Origin of the sequence: Actinomadura mexicana, assembly GCF_900188105.1 — a bacterium.
Classification (GTDB): Bacteria; Actinomycetota; Actinomycetes; order Streptosporangiales; family Streptosporangiaceae; genus Spirillospora; species Spirillospora mexicana.
The window spans coordinates 197,372-210,568 of sequence record NZ_FZNP01000005.1 but is presented as its reverse complement, the minus strand read 5'-3'; the positions used below and the strand labels follow the sequence as shown (position 1 = coordinate 210,568).

Annotated in this window: 10 protein-coding genes; 8 read left to right on the top strand and 2 right to left on the bottom strand. The window is 74.0% G+C overall.

Translation table 11 applies throughout. The annotated features are described in order from the left end of the window. Window positions 1-17 precede the first annotated feature (17 nt). Window positions 18-1,286 (bottom strand): DUF58 domain-containing protein, encoded by a 1,269-nt coding sequence (locus tag CHC11_RS14920; protein WP_089312309.1) that lies wholly within the window; start codon window positions 1,284-1,286, stop codon window positions 18-20. A gap of 3 nt (window positions 1,287-1,289) precedes the next feature. Further along, window positions 1,290-2,330, bottom strand: a complete 1,041-nt coding sequence (locus CHC11_RS14915; protein WP_089312595.1) for an AAA family ATPase — start codon at window positions 2,328-2,330, stop codon at window positions 1,290-1,292. 403 nt (window positions 2,331-2,733) lie between these two features. On the opposite strand from CHC11_RS14915, the gene mraZ reads away from it, so the two are divergent. The 8 genes from mraZ (at window position 2,734) to murD (ending at window position 13,196) form a co-directional block, all read left to right on the top strand. Continuing rightward, window positions 2,734-3,165, top strand: a complete 432-nt coding sequence (gene mraZ / locus CHC11_RS14910; protein ID WP_089312308.1) for a division/cell wall cluster transcriptional repressor MraZ — start codon at window positions 2,734-2,736, stop codon at window positions 3,163-3,165. Between the two features lie 245 nt (window positions 3,166-3,410). Next, on the top strand, window positions 3,411-4,433 hold the full coding sequence (gene rsmH / locus CHC11_RS14905; protein ID WP_089312307.1) for a 16S rRNA (cytosine(1402)-N(4))-methyltransferase RsmH: 1,023 nt from the start codon (window positions 3,411-3,413) through the stop codon (window positions 4,431-4,433). Beyond that, on the top strand, window positions 4,430-5,224 hold the full coding sequence (gene ftsL, locus CHC11_RS14900; RefSeq protein WP_089312306.1) for a cell division protein FtsL: 795 nt from the start codon (window positions 4,430-4,432) through the stop codon (window positions 5,222-5,224). The genes rsmH and ftsL overlap by 4 nt, the downstream gene beginning before the upstream one ends. Before the next feature lie 325 nt (window positions 5,225-5,549). Then, entirely contained in the window at window positions 5,550-7,631 is a 2,082-nt protein-coding gene (locus tag CHC11_RS14895) for a penicillin-binding transpeptidase domain-containing protein (protein ID WP_179278866.1), read from the top strand. An 81-nt stretch (window positions 7,632-7,712) separates the two neighbouring features. Next, window positions 7,713-9,287, top strand: coding sequence for a UDP-N-acetylmuramoyl-L-alanyl-D-glutamate--2,6-diaminopimelate ligase (locus tag CHC11_RS14890; protein WP_089312304.1), 1,575 nt, complete (start codon window positions 7,713-7,715; stop codon window positions 9,285-9,287). Further along, window positions 9,284-10,726, top strand: a complete 1,443-nt coding sequence (locus CHC11_RS14885) for a UDP-N-acetylmuramoyl-tripeptide--D-alanyl-D-alanine ligase (RefSeq protein ID WP_089312303.1) — start codon at window positions 9,284-9,286, stop codon at window positions 10,724-10,726. Before CHC11_RS14890 ends, CHC11_RS14885 begins: the two co-directional genes overlap by 4 nt. After that, on the top strand, window positions 10,723-11,781 hold the full coding sequence (mraY, locus tag CHC11_RS14880; protein WP_089312302.1) for a phospho-N-acetylmuramoyl-pentapeptide-transferase: 1,059 nt from the start codon (window positions 10,723-10,725) through the stop codon (window positions 11,779-11,781). Before CHC11_RS14885 ends, mraY begins: the two co-directional genes overlap by 4 nt. Then, window positions 11,778-13,196 (top strand): UDP-N-acetylmuramoyl-L-alanine--D-glutamate ligase, encoded by a 1,419-nt coding sequence (gene murD / locus CHC11_RS14875; RefSeq protein ID WP_245919226.1) that lies wholly within the window; start codon window positions 11,778-11,780, stop codon window positions 13,194-13,196. Before mraY ends, murD begins: the two co-directional genes overlap by 4 nt. Window position 13,197: the final 1 nt, after the last annotated feature.

Sequence of the window (13,197 nt, the reverse complement as noted above, 5' to 3'; positions counted from 1 at the left end):
TCGCCCGTGCACTGCCCTCAGTCATGCGCCGACCCTGACACGAAATCCTCGCCGGCCTTGCCGGCCCGCGCCCACGCCCCGGCCAGCTCCGCCGCGGACCGGACGGTCACCACCCGCCAGCCGCCCGCGCGCAGCAGCCCCGCGGCCGTTCCCCCGTCCCGCGGTGCGCCGTCTTCGGGACCGCCCCGCAGGAGCACCGCGACGCACGTGCCGGTGCCGCGCCGGGCCGCGGAGACCGCGCGGGCCTCCTCGTCCGACAGCACGCCGAACACCCCGACGACCAGGCCGTCGCCCTCCCGGCCCGCGCCGCGCCCGCGCAGCGCGGCCAGTCCCGCCGCCAGTGAGCCGCCCTTGGACCGGCGGGCGACGGCCAGCGCGTCGAGCAGCAGCCCCTCGAACGCGCCCTTGGACGGCCCGGCCGGTAGCGCCTCCCCGCCGTCGGTGACGTACCGCAGGCTCATGCCCGTCCGGGCGAGGTGGACGCCGATCGACGCGGTCGCCGACACCGCCTGCTCGAACGAGCCGGCCGGCCCGTCGCCCCAGTGCGCGGAGCGGCGGGCGTCGAGGAAGAGCGTGCCGCTGCTCTGGAAGTGCTGCTCCTCGCGCCGCACCATCAGCTCCCCGTACCGGGCGGTGGAGCGCCAGTGCACGCGGCGCAGGTCGTCGCCGTGCCGGTACTCGCGCGGCGCCACGTCGTCCTCGCCCGCCGCGGAGACCGCGCGGGCCACGCTGTCGCCGCCGCCCGTCCACGCGCCCGACAGCCGGCTCGACGGCAGCGGCACGATCGACGGCGTCACCGTGAGCGTGTCGGACAGGCTGAACGAGCGGACCAGTTCCACCATCCCGAACGGGTCGGCGAGCCGGACGGTCAGCGGCCCCACCCGGTAGCGCCCGCGCACGTCCGAGCGGATCCGGTAGCCGAGCTCACGGAAGGCGTGCGGCTCGATCCGCTCCAGCACGAACCGGGCCCGCCCGCCGAGCGCGTAGGGGACCCGGTCCTCCACCATCAGCAGGCCGCTCGGCAGCCGCGACACGTTCTCCAGCCGCAGGTCGACGCGGGACTCGTGGCCGACCGGCAGCCGCGCCGGCTCCAGCCGCCGCGCGCAGGCCAGCCGGTACCGCGTCCGCGCCACCGCGATCGTGCACAGCAGGGGCAGCGCCAGCACGAGCACGCCGGCGCGCAGCAGGTCGCGCTCTCCGAGCGCCACCGCGCAGACGATCGCGGTCGCCCCGGCGGCCACGAACGACCGCCCGCGTGTGGTGAGGCCGGCCAGTGCCCGTCGCACCCGTCACCTTCCGGGGGAGGGCACCGGCAGGCGCTTCACCAGGTCGGCGACCACCTGCTCGGGGCGGCGGCGCTCCACCTGCGCCTCGTCGGTCGGCAGCAGCCGGTGCGCGAGGACGGGGACGGCGAGGTCCTGGATGTCGTCGGGGACGACGTAGTCGCGGTCGTCGAGCGCGGCGTAGGCCCGCGCGGCCCGCACCAGGTGCAGCGTCGCCCGCGGGGACGCCCCGAGCCGCAGGTCCGGATGCCTGCGGGTGGCGGAGACGAGGTCGATGGCGTACTGCCGCACCGCCGGCGCGACGTGCTGGGCCCGCACCACCTCGATGAGGTCGCGGACGTCGGCGGCGTGCGCGACCGGGGTGAGCCGGTCGAGCGGGGACGTCTCGCCGTGCGTCTCGAGCATCTCCAGCTCGGCGGCCGGGTCCGGGTAGCCCATCGAGATGCGGGCGGTGAACCGGTCGCGCTGCGCCTCGGGCAGCGGATAGGTCCCCTCCATCTCCACCGGGTTCTGCGTGGAGATCACCATGAAGGGCGGCTCCAGCGCGTAGGTTGTGCCGTCGACCGTGACCTGGCGCTCCTCCATGCACTCCAGCAGCGCGGACTGCGTCTTCGGGGAGGCCCGGTTGATCTCGTCGCCGACCACGATGTTGGCGAACACCGGGCCGGGCTTGAACTCGAACTCGCGCCGTTCCTGGTTGTATGCGCTGACCCCGGTGATGTCGCTCGGCAGCAGGTCGGGCGTGAACTGCACGCGCCGCACCGAGCAGTCGACCGAGCGTGCGAGCGCCTTGGCGAGCATCGTCTTGCCCACCCCGGGCACGTCCTCGATGAGCAGGTGCCCCTCCGCCAGCAGCACCGTCAGCGCGAGCCGCACCGCCGAGGGCTTGCCCTCGATCACCGACTCCACGGCGTCGCGGATCTTGTGCGCGACGTGGGCGAGCCCGTCGAGCCCGCCGCCTCCCGCCTCACGGCCCCCCGAGTCGCCGCCCCCGGCGTCACGGCCGCCGCGCCGGGCCGGGTGGGATGCCGGTGGGTCGGTCTCCATGAACGACTCGCCGTGCGTGCCTACTGCCACCAAACCCTCCTCAGCCGTTCCAAACGACAGTACGTCTTAGGAACGCCCACTGCGATGTTCATGTGGAACGCGAGCCAATTGTGCTCCACGGGGACGACGACAAACGACGGGCGCGACGCACCACTTCACTCCACCCCGTCCCTCGGGGCCGTGCCGTGCCCCCCGCGCGGGGGGCACGGCACGGCTTGTGCCGATGCGGCGCGCTGAGGGGGCGCCGCTGGGCCCCACTCCACACCACCCCCGTTGACCTGCGATTTCGTGGCGGAAAACGGCGCGTGGACGATGTTTTTCTTGTTGACGGTGGGGAAGAGTGGAGTAGAGTGGGGCGCCGTGGGGGGCGGTAGCGCTCCATGCGGCGCGGGAGGTGGGGCCGTTGTTTCTCGGCACCCACTCACCGCGCCTCGACGACAAGGGACGACTGTTCCTGCCGGCGAAGTACCGCGAGGAGCTGTCGGGGGGATTGGTGATCACGAAGGGCCAGGAACGCTGCCTGTACGTCTTCCCCATGGCGGAGTTCCAGCGGATAACCGAGGCTCTGCGTGCCGCGCCGGTCACCGAGAAGGCGGTCCGGAGCTACAGCCGGGTCTTCTTCGCCAGCGCCTCCGACGAGGTCCCCGACAAGCAGGGCCGCGTCACGATTCCCCCGCCGCTGCGCAAGTACGCGGGGCTCACCCGCGACTGCACGGTCATCGGGGCCAACACGCGTCTGGAGATCTGGGACACCCAGGCATGGGAGACCTACCTGGAGCAGGAGGAGCAGACCTTCTCCGACGTCTCGGAGGAGGTGTTGCCAGGGATTCTCTGAGATACGACTCGTCGGTCCGTTGACCGGCACTGGCCCACGTTCGGCCAGGTCTCCAGCCGCTCTCCAGTCAGCTGGCGCAGCTTCCCCGGTGCCAGACGGCGACCCCCCGCGGGCAACGCGGTGATCTTCCTCCAGGGCAGCGGATGGGGACCTGGCCGGGCGAGGCCGCCGCCGGGGGCGCGGGACGGTCCGGTCCGGCGATGCCACACAGTCCGCGAGCGAGGTGGCAGTACAGGGGGTGAGGCATGGACGGCGTGGAGAGCGGAGCGGGGAACAGCGCAAGGAACCACGCGCCGCAGGAGCGGGGGCCCGACAGCGGCCACGTCCCGGTCATGCTCGGCCGCGTTCTCGAACTTCTCGTCCCCGCGGCCGAGGCCGTGGCCGGCCGCGCTCCCGTGTACCTCGACGCCACGCTCGGCATGGGCGGTCACGCCGAGGCGATGCTGCGGGCCGTCCCGGAGCTGCGCCTGATCGGCCTCGACCGCGACACCACGGCGCTGGAGCGGTCCGCGCGCAGGCTCGCACCGTTCGGCGACCGCGTCACGCTGGAACACGCCGTCTACGACGAGATCCCCACCGTGCTGCGCCGGCTCCGCGTCCGGGCGGTCGACGCCGTCCTGTTCGACCTCGGCGTGTCCTCCCCGCAGCTCGACGAGGCCGACCGCGGCTTCGCCTACTCCTACGACGCCCCCCTCGACATGCGGATGGACCGCACCCAGAGCCTCACCGCGGCCGAGGTCGTCAACGGCTACCCGCCCGCCGAGCTCGCCCGCATCCTGCGCGAGTACGGCGAGGAGCGGTTCGCCCAGCGCATCGCCGCCGCGATCGTCCGGGAGCGCGAGCGCGCCCCGCTGGAGTCCACCAGGCGGCTCGCCGACCTGGTGCGCACCTCCATTCCCGCCGCCACCCGCCGCACCGGCGGCAACCCGGCCAAGCGCACCTTCCAGGCGCTGCGCATCGAGGTGAACGCCGAGCTCGACACCTGGCGCCGGGCGCTGCCCGCAGCCCTGGGCGCGCTCCCGGTAGGCGGCCGGGTGGTCGTCCTGTCGTACCACTCGCTCGAAGACCGCATCACCAAGCAGGTCCTCACCGCCCAGGCGGCCGACACGACCCCGCCGGAGCTGCCGGTCCCGCTGCCCGAGCACGAGCCGAGGTTCCGGCTCCTGACGCGCGGAGCCGAACTGGCGTCCGACGAGGAGACAACGACCAACCCACGGGCCGGATCGGTGCGGATGCGCGCCGCGGAGCGCGTCCGGGAGGCGACATGACCACGACGAGCAGGCGGCCGCCGACCAAGCCGCCGAAGAAGAAGAGGGCCCCGGAGCGCCCGGACGGCGCCGCCCCGGCAAGGCCCGTGCCGCCGAAGAGCCGGGCCACCGGGACCGCTCCCGTCGGGCCGGCCCCTGCGAAGCCGGCGCCCGCCAAGCCGGCGCCCGCCAAGACGCGGACGAAGGCCGCGCCGGTCAAGAGCACGAAGGCAGCGAAGGACACGAAGGGCTCCGGCGGCGCGACCGGAAGCACAGAAGGCGCCGCGGCGTCGAGGCGTAGCGGGCAGCCCGCGCCGCGCGCCCCGTTCGTCCTGCTCATCGTCGGGCTGCTCGGCGGCGCGCTGGTCAGCCTGCTGCTGCTCAACACCGTCCTCGCCAAGGACGCCTTCACGCTGACGCGGCTTCAGCAGAGCAACAAGCAGCTCGAACAGCAGCGCCAGGCCTACGAGGAGGAGATCGCCCGCGAGGGGGCCCCGCAGCAGCTGTCGAAGAAGGCCGAGTGGCTCGGCATGAGGCAGGGCGAGGACCCGGCCTTCTTCTCCACCGAGCCCGGCCGCCCCGGCGGCACCATCCGCCCCGTCCCGCACTCGGCGGCGGCGTCGGCCGGCGCGGCGAGCGTCCTCGGCGTGCCCGGCACCGTGATCCCCGGCGACGGCGTCCCGCCCGCCGACGCCCGGACGAACGGCACCGGCGCGGGAACACGGAACGGGCAGGGCGCGGGAACAGGGAACGGGCAGGGCGCGGCCACGCGACACGGCACGGGAGCGCAGACCGGGCACGGGGCACCGTGAGCGGGCGCGGCCACGCGACACGGCACGGGAGCGCAGACCGGGCACGGGGCACCGTGAGCGGGCGCGGCTACGGCGGGGAGCGGGTGGCACGGTGACGAAGGGCCCGGGACGCGGTACCGCCGGGCCGCCCCCCGGCCCGAGACGCGGCTCGGACGGGCGCGGCCCCCGTGGCGCGGCCGGGCGGGACGACAAGAGCGGCCCGGGCGCGGCGCGCGCGTCCGGGCGTCAGACGGGGAGCACGCCGCGCCCGCCCGCGGGACGGGCGGACGGCGCGGGACGGTCGGGCACGACGGGCGGCGGCGCCCGCCGTCCCGCGCGCAGCGGCATGGTCCCCGCCCCCCGCAAGGAGACCCCGCGCAAGGACACCCCGCGCAAGGAGACTCCGCGCAAAGAGACTCCGCGCAAAGAGACAGTGCGTAAGGAGACCCCGGGCAAGGGCACCGCACGCAAGGAGAAGCCGAGCGGGCGGACAGGCGGAGCCGCGACGACCACCAAGCGCTCCGCGCGGAAGAAGGCGCCCGCAAGGGGCACGGCCGCGGAGGGCCGCACGGCCCGCAACGCCCAGGGCGCGCGGCCGAAGGCGGACGGCTCCGCCCCCCGCGCCGCGCGTTCCGGCGGCGGCTCGGGACGGCGTCCGCCGCCCGGCCGCCCCCCGCGGCCCCGGGTCCCCTTCCACCGGCGCGACCCGCTCAAGCGGCTCAACGTCGGGCTGCTCGTCGTCGCCTTCGTGCTGTCGCTGTTCGCCGGGCGGCTCGTCCAGCTCCAGACGATCGACTCGGGGCAGTACACCGAGCAGGCGATGCTGCAGCGGATGCGGGAGCTCAGGCTGCCCGCCGTCCGCGGCGACATCACCGACGCGCAGGGCAACCCGCTCGCCATGACGGTGGAGGCCCGCGCGATCTTCGCGGACCCCTCGCTCATCAAGGCGGACAAGCGGCAGCCGATCGTCAACGCGCTGGCCCCGACGCTCGGGCTGAACCCCGCGACGCTGCTCAGGCAGATCAGCAAGCCCCAGGCGCGGTTCGTGTACCTCGCGCACGGGGTCCGCCCCGACCAGGCGCGGCTGGTCAGCTCGTGGAACTTCCTCGGCATCGGTACTTTGCCGGAATACCGCCGGGAATATCCCAACGACTCGCTGGCCGCGAGCGTCATAGGTTTCGTGAACGACACGGGGAGCGGGGCCGCCGGCCTGGAGAGTTCGCTGAACGGCGTGCTCGCCGGCAAGGAGGGCTGGCAGCGGGTCGAGATCAGCCCCGAGGGCCAGCACATCCCCATGGGCGAGGACCAGAAGCGCCCGTCGGTGCCCGGCCGCGGGGTCCGCCTGACGCTGCAGCGCGACCTGCAGTTCAAGGCGCAGCAGGCGATCGAGCAGCAGGTCAGGGCGAGCAGGGCCAAGAGCGGCACGGTGATCGTCATGGATCCGCGCACCGGCCGGCTCCTCGCGATGGCCTCCGCCCCGGGGTTCGACCCGAACGACTACGCCGACTCCGACCGGTCCCGCTGGGGCAGCCCCCTGGTACAGCACGCCTACGAGCCGGGCAGCACCGGCAAGGTCGTCACCGCCGCGGCCGTCATGGAGCACGGCGGCGTCACCCCGCAGACGCCCTACACCGTCCCCGACAAGATCAAGAAGTACGACGTGGTGTTCCACGACTCCCACCCCCACCCGCCCGAGCGGCTCACGTTCGCCGGCGTGCTCGCCAAGTCGAGCAACGTCGGCACGATCATGGCCAGCGAGAGCATCGGCCAGCAGCGGCTCTACCAGACGCTGCGGGACTTCGGGTTCGGCCGGCGGACCGGCCTGCCGCTGCCCGGGGAGACGGCGGGCCTCCTGGAGCCGCCGGCCAAGTGGTCGGGCACCGACCGGTTCCCGATCGCGTTCGGGCAGACGGTCTCGGTGAACGCGGTGCAGATGGCGAGCGTGTACTCCACGATCGCCAACGGCGGCGTCCGCGTCGCGCCGAACCTGGTCGCGGGCACCGTCGGGGAGCACGACAGGTTCACCCCGGCGCCCGCGCCGGAGCGCGAACAGGTCATCAGCGCGAAGACGGCCCGGCAGATCAGCGACATGCTGGAGGGCGTCACGACGAAGGAGGGCACCGCCCCGAAGGCCCAGATCAAGGGGTACCGCGTCGCGGGCAAGACCGGCACCGCCCAGATCGTCAACCCGCGCTGCGGCTGCTACGACGGCGGCGGCTACACCGCCTCGTTCGCCGGTTTCGCGCCCGCGGACGACCCGCGCCTAGTGGTGCAGGTCGTCCTGCAGGATCCGAAGCGCGGGAGCCACTATGGTGGCGATGCGGCGGCACCGGTCTTCAAGGACGTGATGAGCTTCGCGCTTCAGTCCGAGAAGATCCCGCCGACGGGGAGCAGACCGCCGATCATCGAGATCCGCGCCCGCGACTGAGCGCAGCGAGTACCCTCCTCGCCTGTGAGTCCGCCACCCGTGTCCCACCAGTCCCGTACCGTCCGCAACGAAAGAAACGCCATGCGTCCCACCACCAACCCGGCTCGTCCGCTGAGCGGACTCGCGGCGCTTCTCGGAAACGGACAGGACGGGCAGGACGGGCGGAGCGCATGGGACGCGGTGTCCGCCACGGGGATCACTCACGACTCGCGCGCCGTGCTGCCCGGCGACATCTACGCGGCGCTGCCCGGCGCCCGCGCGCACGGCGCCCAGTTCTCCGCCCAGGCGGCGGAGGCCGGCGCCGTGGCGATCCTCACCGACGCCGAGGGATACGACCGGGCCGCGGCGAGCGGCCTTCCCGTCCTGGTGACGACGGACGTCCGGGCGCGGCTCGGCGACGCGGCGTCGTGGGTGTACGGCGAGCCCGGCCGCGACATCACCCTCATCGGCGTGACCGGCACGAGTGGCAAGACCACCACGGTGTTCCTGCTGGAGGCGGGCCTGCGCGCCGCCGGGATCGAGACCGGCCTGGTCGGCGGCGTCGAGATCCGGGTGGGCGGCGACCGGGTGCCGAGCGCGCTCACCACGCCGGAGGCGACCGACCTGCACGCGCTGCTGGCGATCATGCGCGAGCGCGGCGTCGGCGCCGCCGCGATGGAGGTGTCCAGCCACGCGCTCGTGCAGGGCCGGGTCGGCGGCGCCCGCTACGAGGTCGCGGTGTTCACGAACCTGTCCCAGGACCACCTCGACTACCACCCGACCATGCAGGACTACTTCCTCGCGAAGGCGCGGCTGTTCACGCCCGAGTACTCGCGGGTCGGCGTGATCAACCTCGACGACCACTACGGCCGCGAACTGCTGGAGATCGCCACGGTGCCGGCGACGACGTTCTCCCCGACCGGGGACCCGGCGGCCGACTGGCGGGCCGAGGACGTGCGCGTCGGCGCCGACGGCAGCGTGTTCCGCGTCGTCGGGCCCCTCGGCATCGAGGCCGACGGCGAGGTCCGCCTCGCCGGGCCGTTCAACGTCGCCAACGCCCTGGCCGCGATCGTCGCGCTGGTGGAGGCGGGCATCCCGCTGCAGGCGGCGGTCCGGGGGGTGGCGTCGCTGCCGGGCGTCCCCGGGCGGCTGGAGCGGGTCGACGAGGGGCAGGACTTCGTGACCCTCGTCGACTACTCGCACAAGCCGGGCGCGGTCGAGGCCGTCCTGAACGCGCTGCGGCCCGTCACCGAGGGCGACCTCGCGGTGGTGATCGGCTGCGGCGGCGACCGCGACCGCGGCAAGCGGCCGCTCATGGGCGAGGCCGCCGCGCGGCTGGCCGACATGGCGTACCTCACCAACGACAACCCGAGGTCGGAAGATCCACTGGCCATCCTTGCCGCTATGGTCGAGGGCGGGCTCAAGGTGCCGCAGCCGGAGCGCGCGCACATCGTCGTCGAGCCCGACCGCGCCGCCGCGATCGACCTGGCCGTCGGCCGCGCCCGCCGCGGGGACGTCGTCGTCGTCGCGGGCAAGGGGCACGAGCAGGGCCAGAACGTGGCGGGCGAGGTACATCCGTTCGACGACCGGGAGGTCGTGCGCGCCGCGCTCCGGCGCCGTGCGGACGCGCTCCGGCGCCATGGACAAGGGACAAGAGGGGACGGGACGCAGGCGTGATCCCACTTCCGCTGTCGACGATCGCGGAGATCACGGGAGGGATCCGGCACGGGCCGCCGGACCCGGTGGCGGACGGCCCGGTAACGGACGACCCCGTGGTGGACGACCCCGTGGTGGAAGACCCCGTGGTGACCGGGCCCGTGGTGATCGACTCCCGTGCGGTGGAGCCCGGGGCGCTGTTCGCGGCGCTGAAGGGCGAGCGGGTGGACGGGCACGCCTTCGCGGCCGGGGCCCTCGCGGCCGGGGCGGCGGGCGTGCTCGCGCAGCACCCGGTGGACGGGCCGTGCGTGGTCGTCGACGACGTCCAGGAGGCGCTCGGACGGCTCGCCAGGGCCGTTCTGGAGCGGCTGCCGGACGTGACGGTCGTCGCGGTCACCGGCTCGGCCGGCAAGACCTCCACCAAGGACCTCATCGGGCAGGTCCTGAGCGGCGCGGGCCCGACGGTCCACCCCCCGGGCTCGTTCAACAACGAGATCGGGCTGCCGCTCACCGTGCTGCGCGCCGACGCCGCGACCCGGCACCTCGTGCTGGAGATGGGAGCCCGCGGCATCGGCCACATCGCCTACCTGACCGGGATCGCGCGCCCGGACGTCGGCGTCGTGCTGAACGTCGGCACCGCGCACGTCGGGGAGTTCGGCGGCCGGGAGAACATCGCCCTGGCCAAGGGCGAGATGGTGGAGGCGGTCCCGCCGGGCGGCACCGCCGTCCTCAACGCCGACGACCCGCTGGTCAGCGCGATGGCGTCCCGGACGCAGGGCGAGGTCGTCACGTTCGGCCGCTCGCCGGGAGCCGCGGTCCGCGCCGCGGACGAGACCCTCGACGAGCAGGGCCGGGCGCGCTTCACCCTGGTCACGCCGGAGGGCGCCGCGCCGGTCGCGCTGCGCCTGCACGGCTCGCACGCCGTCCCGAACGCGCTGGCCGCGGCCGCCGCCGCGCGCGCGGCGGGGCTCGCGACCGGGGCGATCGCCGAGGCGCTCTCGGCGGCCGTGCCGGTCAGCCGGTGGCGGATGGAGGTCACCGAGCGGGCCGACGGGGTGACCGTGGTGAACGACGCCTACAACGCCAACCCCGACTCGACCCGCGCCGCGATCGACGTGCTCGTCCACCTGGCCCGCGGCCGGCGCGCCTACGCGGTGCTGGGCGAGATGGCCGAACTAGGTGACTCGTCCATGGCGGAACATGCCAGGATCGGGCAGCATGTCGCGCGCAGTGGGATCGCCGGGTTCGTGGTGGTCGGTGCGAACGCGGCGGCGATGGCCGAAGGGGCCGGGCAGGTGGCGTCATGGACGGGAGAGTGCGTACAGGTGGATGACGTCGGCGCGGCGGTGACCGTGCTCAGGGAGCGGCTGGCGCCGCGGGACGTCGTGCTGGTGAAGGGCTCCCGCGTGGCCGGCCTGGAACGGGTGGCCGAGGCGATCCTCGCGGAGGACGGCCGATGACCAACATCATCATCGCCGCGGGGATCGCGCTGATCTTCGTCGGGGTCGGCACGCCGGTGTGGATCCGCATCGTCAACCGGCTCGGCTACGGCCAGATGATCCGCGACGAGGGCCCCGAGGCCCACCTGAACAAGCGCGGCACCCCCACGATGGGCGGGACGGTCTTCATCGTCGGCTCGCTCGTCGGCTACGCGGCCGCGCACCTGTTCACCGGGGAGGTCCCCACCATCTCGGGGATCCTGGTGCTGTTCCTGATGACGGGCCTCGGCCTCGTCGGGTTCGTGGACGACTACATCAAGGTCTTCAAGCAGCGCAGCCTCGGCCTGCGCAGCGGCGCCAAGATGATCGGCATCATCCTCGTCGGAGTCGTGTTCGCGGTCGGGTCGCTGAACTTCCCCAACGGCTACGACGTCACCCCCGCCGACCCCCACCTGTCCTTCCTGCGCGACTTCGGCCCCTCGATCGGCCCGTACCTGTTCGTGGTGTGGGCCCTGCTGCTCATCGCGGCCATGTCCAACGGCGTGAACCTCACCGACGGGCTGGACGGTCTCGCGGCGGGCCCGGCCGGCATGGTGCTGGCCGCCTACGTCATCATCGGCAACTGGCAGCTGCGCAACAGCTGCGCCGCCGCCCTCGCCCCCAACTGCTACAGCGTCCGCGACCCCCTCGACCTCGCGGTGGTCGCCGCGGCCGTGCTCGGCGGCGTGTTCGGGTTCCTGTGGTGGAACGCCCCGCCCGCGAAGATCTTCATGGGCGACACCGGCTCGCTGGCCCTCGGCGGCGTGCTGGTCGGCCTGGCGATCCTCACCCGCACCCAGTTCCTGCTCGCCATCCTGTGCGGGCTGATCGTCATGATCACGCTGTCGGTGATCATCCAGGTCGGCGGGTTCAAGATGACCGGGAAACGCGTGTTCAAGATGGCGCCGCTGCAGCACCACTTCGAGCTGTCGGGCTGGGCGGAGACCACCATCGTCGTGCGCTTCTGGCTGATGTCCGCCCTTTTCGTGGCGATCGGCATCGGCCTGTTCTACCTGGAATGGATGCCGAAGAAGTGAGTGAGCGCCCCTGGGAGGGCCGTTCCTGGGACGGCCTGAGCGTGTGCGTGGCCGGGCTCGGCGTGTCCGGCCGCGCCGCGGCCCGCGTCCTGGCCGCGCGCGGCGCCCGCGTCACCATCGTGGACGCCCGCGACGGCGGGGAGCAGCGCGGGCACGCCGCCGAGCTGGAGGCCCGCGGGGTCGCGGTCCGGCTCGGCGACGGCGAGTCCCTCCCGGCGGGCACCGGCCTCGTCGTGACCTCGCCGGGCTGGCGGCCGGACGCGCCGCTGCTCGCCGCGGCCGCCGCGGCCGGAATCGAGATCATCGGTGAGGTGGAGCTGGCGTGGCGGCTCCGCCCCGAGGGCGCGGCGCCCTGGCTGGCGGTCACCGGGACGGACGGCAAGACCACCGTCGTGCGGATGCTGGCCTGCATGCTCACCGCCGCCGGCCGCAAGGCCCTCGCCGTCGGAAACGTCGGAACGCCCATAGCGGAGGCCGTCGGCGAGCCCTACGACGTGCTGGCGGTGGAGCTGTCGAGCTACCAGCTGCACTGGTCCCGCTCGCTCGCCCCCTACGCGGCCGCGGTGCTGAACGTCGCGCCCGACCACCTCGACTGGCACGGCTCGATGGACGCCTACGTCGGCGCCAAGGCGAAGATCTTCGCCCCGGGCTGCGTCGCCGTCTACAACGCCGACGACGACACCTCCGCGGCGCTCGCCGAACGCGCCGAGGGCGTGTCCCGGCGGATCGGCTTCACCCTCCGGGTGCCGCGCCCCGGGGAGCTCGGCGTCGTGGAGGAGCTGCTGGTCGACCGGGCCTTCACCGACGACCCCGCGAGCCAGGCCGCCGAACTGGCCGCGCTCGGCGACGTGCGGCCGTTCGCGCCGCACAACGTCGCCAACGCGCTCGCCGCCGCCGGGCTGGCCCGCGCGTTCGGCGTGCCGCCCGAGGCCGTCCGCGAGGGACTGCGGGCGTTCGTCCCCGACCCGCACCGCATCCAGCACGTCGCCGACATCGCGGGCGTCGCCTACGTCAACGACTCCAAGGCGACGCAACCGCACGCCGCCGCCGCGTCCCTCGCCGCCTACGACAGCGTCGTGTGGATCGCCGGCGGCCTCCTGAAGGGCCTGGACGTCGACGACCTGGTGCGCTCGTGCGCCGGGCGGCTGCGCGGCGCCGTGCTGATGGGACGGGACCGGCACCGGATCGCCGAGGCACTCGCGCGACACGCCCCGGATGTCCCCGTGGTGGACGTGCCCGACACCGACACTGGGGCCATGGACCGCGTCGTCGCCCACGCCGCCGGCCTCGCCCGGCCCGGCGACACCGTGCTGCTCGCGCCCGTCGGGGCCTCCTTCGACATGTTCGCCAACTACCCGGCCCGCGGGGACGCCTTCATCGCGGCGGTCGGGCGCCTCTCCCGGGACGCCCGGTAAC

What these genes read in the sequence shown, in the direction of transcription:
- CHC11_RS14915 (WP_089312595.1), bottom strand. Translation starts at nt 2,330, where the DNA reads ATGGAGACCGACCCACCGGCATCCCACCCGGCCCGGCGCGGCGGCCGT.
- rsmH (WP_089312307.1), top strand. Translation starts at nt 3,411, where the DNA reads ATGGACGGCGTGGAGAGCGGAGCGGGGAACAGCGCAAGGAACCACGCG.
- ftsL (WP_089312306.1), top strand. Translation starts at nt 4,430, where the DNA reads ATGACCACGACGAGCAGGCGGCCGCCGACCAAGCCGCCGAAGAAGAAG.
- CHC11_RS14895 (WP_179278866.1), top strand. Translation starts at nt 5,550, where the DNA reads ATGGTCCCCGCCCCCCGCAAGGAGACCCCGCGCAAGGACACCCCGCGC.
- CHC11_RS14890 (WP_089312304.1), top strand. Translation starts at nt 7,713, where the DNA reads ATGCGTCCCACCACCAACCCGGCTCGTCCGCTGAGCGGACTCGCGGCG.
- mraY (WP_089312302.1), top strand. Translation starts at nt 10,723, where the DNA reads ATGACCAACATCATCATCGCCGCGGGGATCGCGCTGATCTTCGTCGGG.